This window comes from Evansella sp. AB-rgal1 (genome assembly GCF_041820985.1).
Lineage (GTDB): Bacteria > Bacillota > Bacilli > Bacillales > Salisediminibacteriaceae > Evansella.
This window is the reverse complement of sequence record NZ_JBGUAU010000015.1, coordinates 1-18,658: the sequence shown is the minus strand read 5'-3', so window position 1 is coordinate 18,658 and position 18,658 is coordinate 1. Positions and strand designations below refer to the sequence as shown.

The window sequence follows — 18,658 nt, the reverse complement described above, 5'->3', positions numbered from 1 at the left end:
CTAGTTTAATATGCTAATTTTTCCTGTATAATAATTGTGTTAATGTTACAAATGTTGATTAAAAGGGGGTGTTTTGAATGATGGACCTCAATAAATACAATCAGTTTTATCCAAATTTGAAGGCAGCAGCGGATAACATTCTAGAGGTAGTAAGCAATCAAATTGGTGTTAATACCTTTTGTGTTGCTAGCAATGATGAAGTGACGAGCTTTATATTTAGTGCATTTCATAGGGAAGAGCATTTGTTTGATCCAGGAGTTAATTTAGGCTTTTTAGATGCCTACTGAAGCATTATCGTGAAAGCAGGACGGGATCCTGTTCTAATTGAAGACACATCAAAACACCCTGTTGCTTCAAAGTTAGAAGTAACTAGCACGCTAAATATAAAGAGTTTTTTAGGTGTACCTATCGTTCTAAAAAATGGTGTGATGTATGCTACTTTATGTGCCATTCATACATCCGTATATAAGTTTAAAGAAAAAGATATTATGTTGATGCAATCTATGGCTTCCTTTCTTGCATATGTTATTGAACTGGAGAATTCAGAAAACTTATACCATCAAATAGTAGAGAATTCCCCAGACGGTATTATGGTTGAAAAAGATGGACAGCTCATTTATGCAAATAAGGCTACGGCCGATCTTTATGGGAAAGCAAATAAGGAGGATCTCATTGGGGAGGAAGTTTCTGATATTTTTATCCAACAAGAAGATTCTTTAATAAAAGATCCAGTTCTAGAACAGGAAGAAGATAGTACGGCGGAAGAAAAGAGTATAGAAAAAAAAGACGGCTCTATTGTTAGTATAGAAACGATAGAAAAACCTCTCCTTTATAAAGGGGAGCCAGCAACACAAATAATGGTTCGTGATATTACATATCGTAAACAAGTGGAAGAGCTAATTAATAATTCAGAGAAGCTATCAGTGGCAGGACAATTAGCCGCTGGGGTAGCACATGAAATTAGAAATCCTTTAACGGGAATAAAAGGGTTTATCCAATTATTAAAAAGTTCTGCAACAGAAAACATACAATACTATGACATTGTTTTGTCAGAAGTAGAACGTATCAGTGAAATAGTGAGCGAATTTCTTTACTTAGCAAAGCCGGAGATCCCCGTAGTAACGAAGAGTGATATTCTCGTCATGGTGAATGAAGTAATCGTTCTCTTGAACACACAGGCTATCATGAATAATGTGGAAATAAAGACAGAGTATAGTATGGATATTCCAACGATACAGTGTGAGAGCAATCAAATTAAGCAAGTGTTAATTAATATTCTAAAAAATGCGATTGAGGTTATGCCGAATGGTGGAGAAATTCACGTCTCTATTGATAAGATTGATAACAACGTGATGATTGTAATTGCCGATCAAGGGAAAGGGATACCGAAAGAACGTCTTCGAAGATTAGGAGAACCTTTCTATACAACGAAAGAAAAAGGTACTGGCTTAGGTCTAATGGTTTCTCGAAAAATAATGGAGGAACATAACGGCAGAATCATGTTTGATAGTGTGGTAAATGAAGGAACAACGGTAACGATGATTCTACCTATATAACAAGGACAAGATTAAAAGCCGCTAAAAAGGTACAAACAACTTTTTCAGTGGCTAGTTTTGTATTTATTGAATGGGTGTGTAGTTCACGTATGGAGTATTCCTGCGTTATTTTCGCCATCTCCTCCTTTAATAGATTAGATTTCATACACTTTTAACGTTATTGTATAAATAGATGGAGTGAGGAGGTCAGTAATTTGAAACATGATGTAATTATTATTGGGGCAGGTTCCATGGGAATGGCTGCTGGATATTTTTTATCTAAACAAGGAAAAAAGGTATTATTAGTAGATTCCTTTGATCCCCCTCATGCCAATGGAAGTCATCACGGCGAAACGAGGATTATCCGTTATGCATATGGAGAAGGGGAAGCCTATTTGCCTTTGGCATTAAGAGCAAAGGCACTATGGGCAGAATTGGAACGAGAATCTGGAAGAGAAATATTCTTGGAAACGGGAGTGCTAAACGTAGGGAACCATGAGTCTCGCTTTATCAAAAATGTAGTTTCTAGTTCCGAAAAATATTCTTTACCATTGGAAGTGATGTCGAGTGACGAGGTAAATCATAAATGGCCAGGTTTATCTTTGGCTGAAGATCTCATTGGATGTTTTGAACCTACTTCAGGAGTGTTAAAAAGTGAGGAATGTATTGTTGCATACCGGGAGCTTGCAGGCTCAGCTGGAGCGACGCTACAAACCAATACGAAGGTTCATAATATAACAGTTGAAAATGATGGTGAAACAGTAATTGTAAAAACAGATAAAGGGGTCTTCCAATCTGAATCACTCATTGTTAGTGCTGGTGCATGGTCAAAGGATGTACTTCGCATGCTAGATGTGGACTTGCCACTTCAACCTGTGAGAAAAACATTTACTTGGTTTGATGTAGATAAAGAGTTGTATAAGGAAGGCAACTTTCCAGCCTTTTCATTTGAAACTTCTTTCGGAATGTACTATGGATTTCCAAGTATTGATGGAGCAGGGCTAAAGGTAGGAAGACATGATACAGGGGAGGAACAATCCGTAGAAGATCCTATTGTTCCTTTTGGTGAGTATCCCCATGATGCTGGTGATGTGACTCATTTTGTCGAGCAGTTTATGACATGTAAACATGAGTTGAGGCAAGGAAGAACATGTATGTACACACTCACCCCTGATGAGGACTTTATAATTGACCTTCATCCGAAGTATAAAAATATAGCCATCGCAGCGGGATTCTCTGGTCACGGATTTAAATTCAGTAGTGTGGTAGGAGAAATTTTGACCGAACTAATTACCGACGGAAAAACCCATTTACCAATATCACCATTTTCAATCAAAAGGTTCACATAAAGTTCAGGGACCTGGTCCCCGAACTTTATGTGAACAGTATTGACAAATGAAAACCCAGGGCCTCCAATAGGAGAGCCCTGGGTTTTCATTTGTTATTTTTGATAAACTCTTTATACTCTGGCAAGGTATATTCGTCTGTTTTTATTAGCACCCATTCATTATCCTCGTACCTGAAATGAAGCTCAATTAAAATCTCTCCTCCGGTTACATCAAAATCGTGTGTCACATACTCGATCCCACTATTAGCTAAAAGGATAAGTTCTTGTTCGGAAACCTGATTGGCGCGTAAACGACCAAAGCCTTCCATAGCAACATTTGCATCAATTAGTTCAAAGACATCGATTAGGGATGTTACTTCATAGCTTTCACTGTTCACACCAGTTTCGACGCTTGACCCGGTACTTAAGTGAGGGTATCTGTTCCAAAGTACATCAATATCGTTGTGTAAAACAGCCTGGGTTCGATAGTAAAAATATTCTTGAACGAGCGGCGTGTACTCTACCCAAGCAGATGGTTCTAGTTCTTGGAATTCATTATGTACAGAAGCTCCTGTAATATTTTCTTCGATGAGACTGCATCCGTGCATAGCTAAAAGGAAAAGAACCATAATTGCACTAAACATTTTCTTTTTCATTTAATCGCCTCCAATGATAAGACGAATTGAATATGTTGAAAGGTTTCGTTATTGAACCAAATAGCCCTTTTATTTTTTCATTTTTTGAACGTTCAAGTAAGTACCTGTTCTCCAAAAGGCTTCCATTGGTCCGTGGTTGTAGCGGCGCAACCACCATTTACTCATAAAGATTTGGACTACAAACAAAGCAATCGCTAAAATTGTCCCCAGGAAAGTACCGAGTTTTCCAAGTAAACCTAAACCATATCCATAGAAGAAGGTAGTCATAACAATGGATTGAGTTAAATAATTGGTTAACGCCATTCTTCCAACGAAGGCAAACCCATCAAAGATCTGCTTATGGTTGGCGAGCTTTTGATAAAGTACGGCAAATGTAGAGATATATCCGATGGAGAGAATTGGTCCACCTACAAGATAACTGAACTGGGTAACGTTAATGTTATCGGATAAAACAAAGCCAAGTTTGATCACAACACCTGTAACCGTTGCGATAATCGCTGTTTTTACTAGAAAAGAAGTGCTTTGATTCAGTTGATGTAACCAACGTTTTTTCGCAATAATCCCGCCGAGTAAAAAGAGAACGAATGCTTGGACAATAGTCATAATAGTATTTACTGCAGACATTACAAAAAGAATTGCTGTTAGTTCCACTTCACTTACATTTTCTGCTAATTCTGCTTTCTGAAATGGATTTGCTGTTAATCGGTGTGTAAAAATTTCTTGGTAAGAACCTTCTGCTAAAATGGACTGTTCATACTCCCCGTACTTGTCTAGATGTAAGTAATCGGTACCTTCCTCATCGGGAATTAGCATGGGGGCGTTCATTAATAGTACGAGAGAAATGAACCAGATGGCAATCGTCTTCACATGTCGTTTTATAAAAAATATAAATAAAAATCCCGCTATCGCGTATGTCATTAAAATATCTCCATCCCATATGAAATACAGGTGGAAAAAACCAATGACCAGTAATATGAGCAATCGTCGGATGAAAACTAGGTTAAAAGGACGTTGTTTCGCTGTAGCTCGTTCCCACATGATAACAGCTCCGAACCCAAACATTATAGAAAAAATAGGGTAGAAGCTTCCTTGCAGTAGCCATTGAATAATGAAGTATGTACCTTGATCATGGGCTATAAGGTCAGGATATATGAACTCCTGTCCAAAAATTCCATATTGAAAAGCTAACATATTAACCAGTAATATGCCAAGCAGTGCGAATCCACGAAGGCTGTCGATGTGATTCAATCTTGATTCACTATCGATGGGGGTTAAATCATTAACTTTAGTGTTTTTGGAATTCTTTTGGCTCATATAAAGTTCTCCTATATCATGATTATTATTTTAATGTTTGTAAATAGTGCAAGTTTTTAAGGGAATGTAAGTAGAATTACGTGTCCTAACATAAAATGGTCAAACCCCAGCATAGAGAGTGGTAATAACCAATTCACAAACCGTCTTTTTCTACAAACTCTCAGCTGAAAAATTCGTTCAAGACCACCAAAACACAGTCAAAATCGGAGGGAATATTGATAGTTTTCATAATAAAAACCAGGATTCACTAACAAAATCCTGGTAAGACATTTTAAAAATGTAAAAGTGTATAAGTCACACTAAGAAGTCTTAGCTTTTCGTTTATCAAATACTTTTTTAGCTTCCCTCAAGTAGTAGATGAATGCAGCACCACGCACGAGTCCTTCTAGCTTTCGTCGGTCAAGTATTTCGTCGACCCCTTCGCTATTTCCATTCTTGTTCTCATTAATCTTTGTTACCTTCGCTATTGACGATGCTAAGTGGTGAGCAGATTCACCTGTATCGTGAACAATCTGAAATAGTGGATCAAGTTTCGTAAGTTTATTATTAACATCTAAAATCGTTTCGTTCGTATTAAATAGCATAAGCGTCGTTTCGCTAGTAAGTTCCTCCATGCTCTTTTGAGTTTTTTCAATCGTTTCCGCAGTAGCTCCAAGTGTCTTTTCTAATCTTTTCAATACTGGGATTAAGAAAATGACTAACACCATAAACCCTATTGCTAAAACGAGGACACCAATTCCTAACCAATCCATTTGGTCCACCCCTTTATTCGAAGTATTGTTTAACGTAAGTCTGGTTAATGTAATGCTACTCTAAAACCGTTACACTGCCATATCTCGCCTTTACATCATCTAGAAGATTGAGTCATATGGGTTTTCGTTATTTTAAATAAAGTAATGATTTTATTACTTCAAAACCTACAATTATGAAAAATAATGTATTAACGCCATCACTCAATCTTGACGGTACACATCAATCATATCCAACAGTGATGCGATATGCTCCCCTATTAACGGTAGCGATAAAAATTGATTAAGTATGAGAATTAAAAGACCGATAAAGATAGCTGTACCAAGTGTTAACCCAACACCACGGGCTAAACCAGCTAACAAATTAACTTTGATCACTTCTTTTTTATTTGTAAAATGGAAGGCCATATCTTTCAAACGACCATTCGTTGTAATTTCTTCTAGTTGGTTAAGAAGCTTCTCAAATCGTTCATTTTCTTCATGTCGTTTTTCATCTGAACGGTGCTTCAAAGGAACTTTGCGTTGTTCCTGATCCCTAGATAAACCCATGTATATAACCCCTTCATTACGACAAGTTTCGATTTTATCATATACCAAATTCTTCCTAACTGGCAAGTGAAACGAACCGTTGATGTACTATTCTTTTCCCGTTTTATTACTATATAAACAAGAAAGAACAGGAAGGGATTAATTTATATATAAAACAAACGTTTCTATATTATATGGAGTCTATGGTATATATGATGACTATAATAAATTGTCTAGTTTTGTTTTAAAGAGTCTACCCTGAAAATAGGCCTGTCAGTAAGAAGTCAAACTATCTAGAATTATTAATATTGTTGGTTTGTATTCCATTCGCTTCGATCCACTCCTTTCCTGTGGGGAGCTGGCAAGCCTCTTCGATCTCAAGCGATCTGCGGGGCTCAGCGTATTCTCATTCTCCTGTGAAAATCATCACTTTCATGGATGTCAACCTCGAAAATACGCGAGATTATTCGAGTAAACGTAACCATACTTGTTATCATTACCTTAAAAATGTGACTTAATCGCAAAAACAGGAAGAAGCCTCACAACGTTAGGAGGCTCCTTTTGATTTTTCTGAAACAAACGACATCTCCCGCCATTTCCCTTGCTTCCAGCGCCGTAGCATGCAGAGACCTCGAAACCATTCATCGACTGCAAAGGCAATCCAAATTCCTATCAATCCTAACCCGAAGTAGATTCCGAGAATATACGCTATGGGTACACAAATGAGCCACATAGAAAATATCCCGATATACACAGGAAATTTCACATCTCCTGCAGCTCGTAACGAGTTAATACAGATGACGTTGAATGTACGACCTGGTTCAATGATCACCGCCAATAAAAGTAACGTACTACCAAGCGTTATAATATCGGTATTATCAGTAAAAATTCCGAGGAGCGGTTTACTCAAAAGATAGAATCCAATTGCTACGGAAATGGAGAGGCAGACCGCTACCTTCAAACTGGAAATGCAGCGTTTATAGGCAGATTCAAGTTGTTTTGCCCCTACGTGGTATCCGATAATAATTTGGGTTCCTTGACCTATGGCTAATGCACATAATAAGATAAGCATCATTAAATTTTGAGTATAAACCTTGGTGGTCAACGCTTCTGTACCAATAGCAACTACAAACGATGTAATGAGTAATTGCATGGTATTAAAAGAAAAATGCTCTCCCGCAGTGGGAACTCCAATTTTTAATAAATTTTTCAACTCCAAGCGTGGAAACCCTTGAAACAAGTAACTAAATGGCAAGGAACCATTCAAACGTTTTAATAAAACAAGAAAGATGATGACTAGACCTATCAATCGACAGACAGAAGTTACAACAGCTACACCTGTTACACCGTAAACGGGTAATCCGAATGGACCGAAGATAACAAAATAGTTTCCAATAATGTTTAGGATGTTCATTCCTACTGTCACATACATTACATCTCTAGTAAAACGGTGACTCCGTAAGATAGCTCCACAGGTCATCAATAGTGCTTGAACGAATGCGAAGCCCCCGACAATGGATAAATAGAGGGATGCTTCCCCAAGTAATGCCTCATCTAGACCCATAAAACCAAATATTCCCGTGCTTCCGAAAATAAGAAATGCACTCAACACTAACCCTGATACGAGATTGGCGGCTAAGGCAACAACAGCTACTTCACGCGCCTTCCGCTCTTTTCCGGCTCCAAGTTGCTGTGCAATCAGGACACTTGTACCTGTGGCAATAAATCCAAACATAACAACAATAAATCGCATTACTTCATTGGAAACGCCAACAGCAGCCACGGCATCATCCGAGTATTGGCTGAGCATTAGCGTATCAGCATTTCCCATAAGCATATGTAAAAGAGATTCTATAAAAATTGGCCATGTTAAAGCAAACAAGCTTAAATTGCGGATTTTTTTGTCTTTACTCATGACGTACGCCGCCCCCTCATGAAAACTGAACTTAGTATACATCCATTAGCGAAAAAATGTAAGGGATTTCACGTATTTTATAAGAAATAGTGTTTTATTAAAAGTAATAAGGTTGTTATTGGCGGAATGTTCATAGATGTGAGAGGCTATGATTGACTTCAGGTATACGGGAGTAGCTTAGTTTGTAATCAATCAGTGGAGCACACTTATTTTTGGAAATAATACTAAACTAACCTTGTAAAGTTACACTTATGGGTGTAAAATTACACTAAAAGAGAAATGTTTACATAGGGGTTGAATGTGTGAATAGAGAGCAAGTTATCGAGATAGTATCTCAAAAAATAAGGTTAATTCGATTAGAACAAGATTTTTCACAAGAAAAAATGTCGAAAATCATTGGTGTTTCTAAAAAAACGTTAGTGCAAATAGAAAAAGGTCGGATAGAACCGAATTGGAACATTGTTGTCACGGTCATTGCACTTTTTGGGCATAGTGAAGTGTTACAAAATGTACTAGGGGATGAGCCACTCGAAGTGATCAAGCTAATAGCACATGATAATACTGAACCGAGAACGCTGAAAAGTCTTGGTGGAAAAGTATGGTGGAAAGAAATGGAACAAAAAGGAAAATATCGACTACAACAAAATCTCATCAGTCACCACTTCCGTATTATTGATGAATTGAATTTTCGTTATTTCTGTTCTTTCGATAAAGAGGAATCTCTGAAACGATTAAATGAATTACATTCACAAGAAGAAAAGTAAATAAGAAATAGATGCCTTAACATTTAGGAGGATCATATGAATAGTTTCTTAACGATTTCAATTATATGTACCTTAGCGAGTCCTTTATTATTTTTTCACCAAAGACTCCGGACACTAGCACTAATGAATACAACTGTTGTCATTACTTTATTTATAGTCTGGATCAGTTTAATCGCCGGTTGGTTAACAGGGAATGGATGGAGTATCACCTGGTACATAGCCCAGATTTTTAGCGTACTATTTTTAATTGTTGGATTGTCCAGATTGTTTTGGAGATTATCGCGTAGCAATAAATACATTTTAGCTGCACTAGTGGTTCTCGTTGCAGGGGGGAGTCTTCTTATATCAGGTATATCACTCGTTTCCCTTCGAGGAGTTAGCATCTATTTGTTTTTTTACTTTGCTCCCATCTTTGTTTTAGTGATTTCCATTATAGGTGTTTCACAGTATTTTAACAGAACTTACGCATAAACAGCAAAGAGCTTGAGGAGTGGAAAAACCATTCCCAAGCTCTTCTATCTATTAGTAGGCTCCCCCGAACCCCTCAACTACCTTATTCCATCAAACTAGACCATCTACCAGCAACCATCTCCAAATGTGCTAACGTGGAAATATCCTCTTCCAAAAGCTCCATCCGCACCATAGGTAGTTTTCTAAACGAACGTTTAATTTCTTCTATATATACCAGCTGCTGCTCTTTTCGCTTCTGAAAAAACGTACCATCCACAGAATCAGGCAAAATTTTATTAATGATTATTCCTAGTACAGGAATATCATGCTGTCGCAACGTCTCCACACCACGCTTCGCTTCTTCAATAGGAAGTCGCTCCGGATTTAACACGAACAAAAATCCCGTCATAGACGAATCTAGCAATATTTCCCGAACTCTCCGAAACTTATCCCGACGAGCCTGTAACGTTTGATAGATGGGATCCTCCACAGGTTCACCATCATTCAAAAGCTGCGTATAATGCTCATTGGTTTTCCGCCGACGCTCTAGCATCCCGTCCATCCAAACACCCATCATCTCCGGCAAGGAGACAAGGCGCAACGTATGGCCTGTTGGAGCCGTATCAAAAATCAATAAATCAAACCTGTCCAATTCCTCCAAAACCAACGAAGTAACTCTATCAAACAATGCCGCCTCATCCGCACCAGGACTCGTTTTCGCCATATCAATTTGCCGATGCACCTCTTCGATCATCGTCGCACGAACCTGCCCCTCCAGATTCTTCTTCACATTGGCAATGTACCGCTCACTCTCTTTTTCCGGATTAATCTCCATAACAAAAAGGTTTCGCACCACTTCCTTCGGTTCCCCCTTAAGCCGGGTATGGAACAAATCACTTAAGTTATGAGCAGGGTCTGTAGAAACGAGCAGCACACGTTTTCCAAGCTTACTAGCCGCCATGGCAATCGCCGAAGCGGAAGTAGACTTCCCAACGCCACCCTTGCCACCAACAAACAACACCCGCTTGTCTAAAATCTTTACTCTATCTATTGTCATAACGAAAACCTCCCACTCTAGCAGCACCGAAACCCCGTCAACGGCGACTTATCCATCCCCATCCGCAAATGCCAATCATGAAACTTCTCCAACATATGAGGGTACAACTCCAACGTGTAATAAAACGCCGGATTCGGAATCCCAAGCATATCAGAGTATAAGAGCAACATGAACAAATCATCCTCATCCCTCAACTCCCGCACAATCTCCGTCCGATGCCCCGTCCGCAACACCTCATCATACAGCTCCAAAATTCGCTTCAAGTTCATCCCGATCAACCCCCTACGAAACAACAAATCTCTCTATCTTTTTGGAAAAACAAAGTGTGGCTCCCCTTCGGCAATTAAGAGGAGCCATATTAGTAAACTGATAAATACCTTTCCCTACATTGCCTTATCCTTTGGCTCAGCCGGTGGCTTTTTCCCTAAAGCAAACACAGCTTCAAGTAAAATCCAGAACGCAAAGACAAAGATGATCGATCCTAACACAAACAGAAGTAAATTAGGTTTGTCACCTGCGAAGAAGGACCACTCCGTTACTAGCTGTAAAATCATGGCATACAACGTCATCCCTAATAAGAACACCATTGGAATGAGAGTAACAAAGTAATTTCTACCAAGACGTTTTAACCAAACCGTTATCAGTAACAAAGTAATAGCGGCTAATAACTGGTTTGATGTACCGAATAAAGGCCATAGCACATAACCACCAGAACCGAACCCATTCGGACCTTCTGGAATAAGAACAAGCGCAGCACTAGAACCAACCGCAATCGTTGTAGCAACATGTGTTTTTGTTAAAGCCTTAAAGTTATACTCTTTTCCGAGCTCGGCAATGATATAACGCATTAAACGAACAGAAGTATCTAATGTTGTCGCAGCAAAACTAACTACAATAACCGCAACGATAGTAGAAGCTACATCAGCTGGGATAAAGAGACCTGTTGCAAGTTGACCAGCACCTTGAACAAAGTTTCCTAACCCCCCGGAGCTTGCAGCACCAAAACTACTGTATGCACTAAGGAATCCATCTGTATTACTAAACAGCGTAGCAACAGCAATAATAGATGCTAGAGCAAGCATACCTTCCCCAACAGCTCCACCATAACCTACCATTCGTGCATGTGGTTCACGATCTAATTGTTTGCTAGACGTACCAGAAGCAACAAGTCCATGGAACCCAGATATGGCACCGCAGGCTATGGTAATAAAGAGAATTGGTAACCACGGTGTATCCGTTGCAGCACTGTTTGTCATCGGTGCTGTCATGGAAGGATTCGAGAATAACAAACCTAAATAGAGGATTGCTAGACCAACCACTAGTTGGTGAGAGTTAATATAATCACGTGGCTGTAGTAGCTTCCATACTGGTAACGTGGAAGCAATATACACATACACCATAAGAATGACAATCCATACGAAGAAGGAGAATGCTACCCCATTTAATCCAAAGGCAACGATATTTTCCTCACCACCGAAGTATCTTGGTAAATCAATTTGTAATGCTGGAACTTTTGAAGCAACAACAGCAGCAATATACATTGTTGCGAGTGCTGCTAACGATGGCCAAAGCATACCACCTTTTTTTCGATACACTACATACCCAATCCAAATTGCCAATGGAATTTGGATAAAGACAGATAATACAGAAGATGGGAAGTTAATAAATAGATTCGCAATTACCCATGCAAACACTGCATTAACCATAAGTACAAGAATTAAAATGATAAATAAAAACAAAACTTTTGCACGTTGCCCAACAAGTTTGTTCGCTAACGTACCTACTGATTGACCTTTATTTCTGACTGACAAGACGAGAGCACCAAAATCATGAACACCTGCAGCAAAAACAGTTCCTAGTAACACCCAAACCAAGGCAGGACCCCAACCCCAATAAACCGCAATGGCAGGACCAACAATCGGTGCTGCACCTGCAACGGATGTAAAGTGGTGACCCCATAAAACCCATTTGTTCGTAGGAACGAAGTCGACTCCATCCTTAAATTGATGTGCTGGAGTAACGTAATTAGGATCAAGCTTGTAAATCTTTTCGGCTACAAATTTAGAATAATAACGGTAACCAAGGAAAAAGACCAACATACCAACTACTGCTACTAATATTGCGTTCAAACAGACCCCTCCTATCATAATGTAATACACATATATTATGGCACTTTGTCCATTTAAAGGAAAAAGTTATTTGAGTTCAAAAACGGCCACAAATAAAGCGCTTACATTTAATTTTGAGTGTTTTCTCTTTATTTCTAAATATTTTAAATAATTTGTATTTAGTTACTTACTTATTTAATAACTATTATAAGTGGGTAGTGTGAATGGGGAAAAACATGATTAGAGGGGGGAGAGAGTGCCTTTCAGAAACGTTTTTGCTCGTGAAAGGAACGATCAGAGCGAGAGCGAGCCTTTCAGAAGCGTTTTTGCTCGTGAAAGGAACGATCAGAGCGGAAGCGAGCCTTTCAGAAGCGTTTTTGCTCGTGAAAGGAACGATCAGAGCGGAAGCGAGCCTTTCAGAAGCGTTTTTGCTCGTGAAAGGAACGATTAGAGCGAGAGCGAGCCTTTCAGAAACGTTTTCGCTCGTGAAAGGCACGATTAGAGCGAGAGCGTTCCTTTCAGAAGTGTTTTCACTCGTGAAAGGAACGATCAGAGCGAGAGCGAGCCTTTCAGAAACGTTTTTGCTCGTGAAAGGAACGATCAGAGTGGAAGCGAGCCTTTCAGAAACGTTTTTGCTCGTGAAAGGCACGATCAGAGCGAGAGCGAGCCTTTCAGAAACGTTTTTGCTCGTGAAAGGAACGATCAGAGTGGAAGCGAGCCTTTCAGAAGACATTATGCTCGTGAAGGGAACGATCAGGCACCTGAACGAGACCAGTATTTAAATCCCATCATAGTTTTACAGAAACAACCACCAAGTTTTTGCGAAAAAAGCCCGATATGGTACAATTACTAGCAGGAAAATCGTCATTCGAAAGGAACTTGAGATGAAACAAGAGAGTGTACCAGTTCAAAAAAATCAAATTGTTGATGTTACCTTTGAGGATTTAACACATGATGGTGCAGGGGTAGCGAAAATAAATGGATTTCCTATCTTTGTTCAGCGGGCATTGCCTGGTGAAGCGAGCAAAGTGAAAATAATAAAAGTGAAGAAAAATTACGCATTTGGGCGACTAATGGAAACGGTGAAAGAAAGTCCGTTCCGAGTTGCAGCTCCATGCCCTATTTTTGAGCAATGCGGCGGTTGTCAGATGCAGCACATGAGTTACGGGGGACAGCTGAAGTTTAAGCAAAAACAGGTTCAGGATGTATTAGAGAGAATCGGTGGAATTACGAATGTGAAAGTTCATCCAACTTTTGGAATGGACGAACCGTGGCGTTATCGAAACAAAGCGCAAGTACCGTTTGGCGAAGAGGAAGGTGGACTCATCGCTGGTTTTTATGCGGAGCGAAGTCATCGAATCATTGATATGGAAGCCTGTATGATCCAAAATGAGAAAAACGATGAAGTAATCAAAGTCGTTAAGGATATTGCGAAAAAATATGGAGTTCGAGGATATGATGATCAAAAACATAAGGGAACCCTTCGTCACGTAGTTACTCGTCATGGAAAGAAAACCGATGAACTCATGGTTGTTATCATAACAAAGGGCAAAGAGCTTCCTAATAAAAAGAATATTGTCCACGAGATTCGTGAAGCGATCCCTAATGTGAAATCGATCGTTCAAAACATTAATCCGAAGCGGACTAACGTTATTTTTGGCGATCAAACAGAGGTGCTATGGGGCGAGGAAGTCATTTATGATTTCATTGGTGACATTAAGTTTGCTATATCTGCTCGCTCGTTTTACCAAGTGAACCCAACACAAACGGAAATTCTCTATAATAAAACGTTAGAATATGCTGGACTCACAGGTCATGAAACCGTGATTGATGCCTATTGTGGTATTGGAACAATCAGCTTGTTTCTAGCTCAAAAGGCAAAGCATGTGTACGGGGTGGAAATTGTTCCCGAAGCAATTACCGATGCGAAAAATAACGCAAAGCTTAACAACATGGACAATGTAGACTTTGCAGTTGGAGAAGCGGAAAAGGTGATACCATGGTGGTACTCTCAAGGAATTCGAGCCGATGTTATCGTAGTAGATCCTCCGCGAAAAGGTTGTGACGAAGCTTTACTAGAAACGATCGCAAAAATGAAGCCAGAGCGAGTTGTCTATGTGTCTTGTAATCCAGCCACTTTGGCAAGGGACCTAAAATACCTTGAGGGAAATGGATTTGAGACAAAGGAAGTACAGCCGGTAGATATGTTTCCGCATACGACACATGTTGAAAACGTCGCATTGCTAGAAATAAAGAATTGATTAAATGAGCCCGAGATTGGGCTCATTTTTGAATTTTTTAACGGGGAGAGAGTTAAACAATTTCTCCTATAATCTCCTCTTTTTTAGTTGTATAATAATACTTATATATAAATATTTATACACGGGAGGAGTTGGGTACTAATTGAAGATGATTTGTGAGTCCGAAAAATTAGATGATTACTTAATTGAATTAGTTGAAGTAAATTATTCACATCCTAAAATTAAAGCAAAAGTGGATGAACTTTTTAACCCATCACAAACGGAAATTGAAAAAGCAAAAGTAGCTTTTGAATTTGTTCGTGATGAAATATCTCATTCTTGGGATATTCAAGGAAAACGAGTTACTTGTAAAGCAACAGATGTATTACAGTATAAAGAAGGAATTTGCTATGCAAAATCAAATCTATTGGCATCACTATTGCGTTCGCAAGGAATACCAACAGGCTTCTGCTATCAACGATTGATGTTGTTTGATACCCCAGAAAAAGGATATTCTCTTCATGCTTTAAATGCTGTTTATTTAAAATCTCTTAATAAATGGATACGATTAGATGCTCGTGGAAACAAAACTGGTGTAGATGCCCAATTTTCAATAGATGGAGAAAAGTTAGCTTTTTCAGTAAATGAGAAATTTGATGAAAAAGACTATTCTGTTATTTTTGTAAAGCCCAATTTAAAAACTATAGTTGTTTTAAATGAGCATACAGATGCATTAGAAATGTATAAACAGCATTTACCTGAAAGTATATAGTTACGAAAGTGAGACTAACTTCACTACAATACTTATTACTTTGTAAAGTCTGTATGACAATACCTAAGATTATACAGCTTTTTAGTCCCACAGAATATGATATTTATGATGAATAACTTGTAAATAAACCAAATGGTATAAATATTAAAGTTGATTCCATGAATGTGAGGTCTAAAAATGTAGATTATTTCCATTTGTTAAAGAGAAATATAATATTTTTGGGCAGAGGGATTTTTGATTGTGATTGTTAACGGCTGATGAAGATGGTGAAGAAGGACTTGCGGATGATAATAAGTAAACAAACGGTCTCCCCTGAAAACAGATTCAGGGGAGATTTTACTATTCACCCTTTCCGTCAAGTGCCTTGTGGTCTTTACTTTCCCTGTACTGTTTTGGAGTAACGCCAACTGATTTTTTGAATACCTGGGTGAAGTAGCTCTGGTCGTTATAGCCGATATTATGCGCAATATCGACCAATTGCTCCCGTGTATATTTAAGCAAGTGCTTTGCAATATGAATTCTTTCCGATGTGATAAAGGAGAAAACCGTCATACCTGTTTCGGATTTGAATCTGCCTGCGAAATAACGGGGATTAAAACCGGTTTGCCCTGCGATCTGTTCAAGGGTCAGCTGCTCTGACATATGCGTCCTTATGTAGGTAATCGCCTGCTTAACAGATGAGGAATATACTTCCTTTTTTTTCGATTCAATTATGTCGAACAAATCGATAAAAAACGAGTGAAAAAGTGACGTCAGATCAGTTAAAACCGATGTCTGTTCCACTTTGTTAATGTATTGATCAGAAAAACGCTGAAGAAGCATAAAATCTGGAACGACATCCGTGACTTCACGAATCGAAACAGCCACGGCAGAAATGATCACATTCTTATAGGATCGGACTGGATCACCGTCACCCAGGTTCGGAATAGGAAACTTGTCGAATTGAATGAGCTGGTCTAATGCCGATCTTTCCCCTTTCTTCAGTGCCTGAAGAAATTCTAGTTCCATCGTAAAAGGATGATGTGGCGAAGTTTCTTCATCCCCTGGCATTCTCGGTGATGATATAACAGGTGCTGATTCCGTTAACTCGGGTGGCAAAGAGACATCATACTTAAACCTATTAAGGTTTTGGAGCAATAGTTTCATATATTTAAATTGATTCATGTTCAGCCTTGGAGATTCGGCAAAATGTTGGCGCAATGCTGCGCGCTCATCCGAGGTGTGTTCCTGCCTTGTAAGGATATAATTCATTTTTTCAAAGGTTAGATCAGTTATCTGCACCGGCCCGACAAGCAATATGCCACCAATGGATTTCACTACCATAAAATGCTGAAAATAATTATCTTCAAAGGACACACACGTCCACTCTGAGATGTCGTGAACAGCATGTAGCGCTTGCACCTCAATTGACGTTCCCTTTTTGAAACCACCTCTCAAATATGTTCGGTCAGGCAGACGGTGAATGGTGTCGCCGTCACGAGTCAAATAGGACAAAGGAATACCCGTAGTATGGTAAAAAATGTTGAGTTTATATAGTCTGTCTGACTGCGACTCTGACTGATATGTCATAAGATCCCATCCTTTCAGAATGCCTGTTAATTATAGTGTACGATTATTTTCGAGCTTGTGCCAGTAGGAGGGTTTCTAATAAAGTGACCAGACTTATCGAATTTGTCAATGTAAAAGTTAAGGGGCGGCAATCCGGTTTAGCTTTTTGAGATGACTAATCCATCTGGTCTTGGCTCTAGGAGATCGTACCTATTATAAAACCTATGACAATCTTCTGACCTACATAGAATCGTTCTCAGTAAATTGTGTCATAATATTGAATTACTAGAATTATCTAGATGTAATTGTTGTGGAGAGGCCTTTGAGTCACGATTTTTTGAAAAAAAATGACTAATAACATAAAAATATGACTTTTTTTATATAAAATAAGGACTGTTTTCATTATAGTGAACGTAATAATGTGATAAAAGTCCAGCTAGTCGAATTGCTAGGAATGAATTTAGTTTAAATGTATAAGAGTTAGATAGTTTATAAGTACTTGCAACCAGCTTTGTTTTCAGATAAAAAACAATATGTTAATCAATTTCATAATACTGACTTACTGTGATCGGGATATCACATACGGTAAGATTGATTCTTTTTTCGCTATATGTAATAGCTATATCCCTGATTTTAGATATTGTGAAATCGATATATGTACTTGCAAAAAAGCATAGAATTGGAGGGAATATAATATGAAAAAAAAGGTATCTATTATTTTAATTATGACATTGCTTTTTGGATTATTAAATCCTATGGTGAGTGATCCGATTGTGAAAGCGAATGAGACAGTCACCCTTAATGTTACGCACAATTTAGAGGATAGAAATGGAAGCACCTCGTCAGTAGGGTTAAATAATACCTTGCTAGTTGGTAGGGGGAGCGAGAGTGCGCTTAAGTTTGATTTATCTACAGTAGATGTTGACAGGATCAAAGATGTTGAACTAGGGGTTAGAATAGGACAGAGAAATTATGTTCCAGGCAGTAATCCATTTATTAATGTATGGGGCACTTATGATGATGATTGGAATGAAAATTCCGGCTCGATCCCGAATAAAGAAGAATTGCTTGTGGAAGGCAATGCTATCACCTCTTTTGGATGGGTAACTTACCAGAGTGAAATGGATTTAACCAACTTTATCAAAGATTCAGCTCATGAAAATGGATTAGTTACGTTTGTATTATCTGGACATAGCAATAATTCTGCAGGCTTCAGTCATCGCGATACATCGAATCCACCGTATCTCGAGATTACCTATTATAAGCCACCAACAGATATTTTTCTATCAAGTCACGAAATAGAGGAATTCCTACCAAGCGGGACAGTAGTTGGTTCGTTGAGTGCAGATGCTGATGATGATCAGATCTCATATTCATTACAAAGTGGTGATGTTTCTGATTTTGTCATTGAAGGAAACCAATTGAGGACGGCTTCTGAGTTGGATTATGAGGATCAAACCTCCTATGATATGACCATTAGAGCAACGGATTCATCTGGACAATATTTTGATAAGATCTTTCAGATTGAAGTGAAATATACTAGAAGTGCAAACTTAAAGAATTTAGAATTAAGTGATGGGTCTTTAGATCCTGATTTTGTCGGCGATACTCTAAACTATACAGCTCATGTTGAAAATGAAATTGATTCCTTTCAAGTAATACCGACACTAAGAGATACGACTTCATCATTAGAAG

The 18,658-nt window shown here is 38.6% G+C and carries 18 protein-coding genes; 9 read left to right on the top strand and 9 right to left on the bottom strand.

Annotated elements, in window-relative coordinates; genetic code table 11:
• Nucleotides 1–77 precede the first annotated feature (77 nt).
• The 3 genes from ACERII_RS13885 (at nt 78) to solA (ending at nt 2,884) form a co-directional block, all read left to right on the top strand.
• Nucleotides 78–287 (top strand): hypothetical protein, encoded by a 210-nt coding sequence (locus ACERII_RS13885; RefSeq protein ID WP_373643065.1) that lies wholly within the window; start codon nt 78–80, stop codon nt 285–287.
• A 9-nt stretch (nt 288–296) separates the two neighbouring features.
• Nucleotides 297–1,556, top strand: a complete 1,260-nt coding sequence (locus tag ACERII_RS13880) for an ATP-binding protein (protein ID WP_373643064.1) — start codon at nt 297–299, stop codon at nt 1,554–1,556.
• A 194-nt stretch (nt 1,557–1,750) separates the two neighbouring features.
• A complete protein-coding gene (solA, locus tag ACERII_RS13875; RefSeq protein ID WP_373643062.1) occupies nt 1,751–2,884 on the top strand; it encodes an N-methyl-L-tryptophan oxidase in 1,134 nt (377 codons plus the stop codon).
• 85 nt (nt 2,885–2,969) lie between these two features.
• Here the strand turns inward: solA and ACERII_RS13870 are convergent, their stop codons facing one another.
• The 5 genes from ACERII_RS13870 to ACERII_RS13850 form a co-directional block, all read right to left on the bottom strand.
• Nucleotides 2,970–3,518: a hypothetical protein gene (locus ACERII_RS13870; RefSeq protein WP_373643060.1), complete on the bottom strand. Its 549-nt coding sequence runs from the start codon at nt 3,516–3,518 to the stop codon at nt 2,970–2,972.
• Nucleotides 3,519–3,587: 69 nt separating this feature from the next.
• A complete protein-coding gene (locus ACERII_RS13865; RefSeq protein WP_373643058.1) occupies nt 3,588–4,832 on the bottom strand; it encodes a DUF418 domain-containing protein in 1,245 nt (414 codons plus the stop codon).
• A 299-nt stretch (nt 4,833–5,131) separates the two neighbouring features.
• Nucleotides 5,132–5,584, bottom strand: a complete 453-nt coding sequence (locus ACERII_RS13860) for a DUF948 domain-containing protein (protein ID WP_373643057.1) — start codon at nt 5,582–5,584, stop codon at nt 5,132–5,134.
• A gap of 201 nt (nt 5,585–5,785) precedes the next feature.
• On the bottom strand, nt 5,786–6,130 hold the full coding sequence (locus ACERII_RS13855; protein WP_373643055.1) for a DUF5665 domain-containing protein: 345 nt from the start codon (nt 6,128–6,130) through the stop codon (nt 5,786–5,788).
• Between the two features lie 526 nt (nt 6,131–6,656).
• Entirely contained in the window at nt 6,657–8,024 is a 1,368-nt protein-coding gene (locus tag ACERII_RS13850) for an MATE family efflux transporter (protein WP_373643053.1), read from the bottom strand.
• A 302-nt stretch (nt 8,025–8,326) separates the two neighbouring features.
• On the opposite strand from ACERII_RS13850, the gene ACERII_RS13845 reads away from it, so the two are divergent.
• Nucleotides 8,327–8,788, top strand: coding sequence for a helix-turn-helix transcriptional regulator (locus tag ACERII_RS13845; RefSeq protein WP_373643051.1), 462 nt, complete (start codon nt 8,327–8,329; stop codon nt 8,786–8,788).
• Nucleotides 8,789–8,824: 36 nt separating this feature from the next.
• A complete protein-coding gene (locus ACERII_RS13840) occupies nt 8,825–9,259 on the top strand; it encodes a hypothetical protein (RefSeq protein WP_373643050.1) in 435 nt (144 codons plus the stop codon).
• A gap of 82 nt (nt 9,260–9,341) precedes the next feature.
• Here ACERII_RS13840 and ACERII_RS13835 read toward each other — a convergent pair whose 3' ends face one another.
• The 3 genes from ACERII_RS13835 to ACERII_RS13825 form a co-directional block, all read right to left on the bottom strand.
• Nucleotides 9,342–10,295, bottom strand: coding sequence for an ArsA family ATPase (locus tag ACERII_RS13835; protein WP_373643049.1), 954 nt, complete (start codon nt 10,293–10,295; stop codon nt 9,342–9,344).
• A 17-nt stretch (nt 10,296–10,312) separates the two neighbouring features.
• Complete coding sequence (locus ACERII_RS13830; protein ID WP_373643047.1) at nt 10,313–10,564, bottom strand: cory-CC-star protein; 252 nt, start codon at nt 10,562–10,564, stop codon at nt 10,313–10,315.
• 114 nt (nt 10,565–10,678) lie between these two features.
• Nucleotides 10,679–12,424, bottom strand: coding sequence for a carbon starvation CstA family protein (locus ACERII_RS13825; RefSeq protein WP_373643046.1), 1,746 nt, complete (start codon nt 12,422–12,424; stop codon nt 10,679–10,681).
• 203 nt (nt 12,425–12,627) lie between these two features.
• Between ACERII_RS13825 and ACERII_RS13820 the strand changes: the two genes are divergently transcribed.
• From ACERII_RS13820 to ACERII_RS13810, 3 genes are all read left to right on the top strand, one after another.
• Nucleotides 12,628–13,185, top strand: a complete 558-nt coding sequence (locus ACERII_RS13820) for a hypothetical protein (protein ID WP_373643045.1) — start codon at nt 12,628–12,630, stop codon at nt 13,183–13,185.
• Nucleotides 13,186–13,287: 102 nt separating this feature from the next.
• Nucleotides 13,288–14,664, top strand: a complete 1,377-nt coding sequence (rlmD, locus tag ACERII_RS13815; protein WP_373643044.1) for a 23S rRNA (uracil(1939)-C(5))-methyltransferase RlmD — start codon at nt 13,288–13,290, stop codon at nt 14,662–14,664.
• A 148-nt stretch (nt 14,665–14,812) separates the two neighbouring features.
• Complete coding sequence (locus ACERII_RS13810; RefSeq protein ID WP_373643215.1) at nt 14,813–15,415, top strand: transglutaminase-like domain-containing protein; 603 nt, start codon at nt 14,813–14,815, stop codon at nt 15,413–15,415.
• 339 nt (nt 15,416–15,754) lie between these two features.
• Here ACERII_RS13810 and ACERII_RS13805 read toward each other — a convergent pair whose 3' ends face one another.
• A complete protein-coding gene (locus ACERII_RS13805) occupies nt 15,755–16,984 on the bottom strand; it encodes an AraC family transcriptional regulator (RefSeq protein WP_373643043.1) in 1,230 nt (409 codons plus the stop codon).
• Nucleotides 16,985–17,658: 674 nt separating this feature from the next.
• Between ACERII_RS13805 and ACERII_RS13800 the strand changes: the two genes are divergently transcribed.
• The coding region (locus tag ACERII_RS13800) for a cadherin repeat domain-containing protein (protein ID WP_373643042.1) at nt 17,659–18,658 on the top strand (1,000 nt) is incomplete at its 3' end.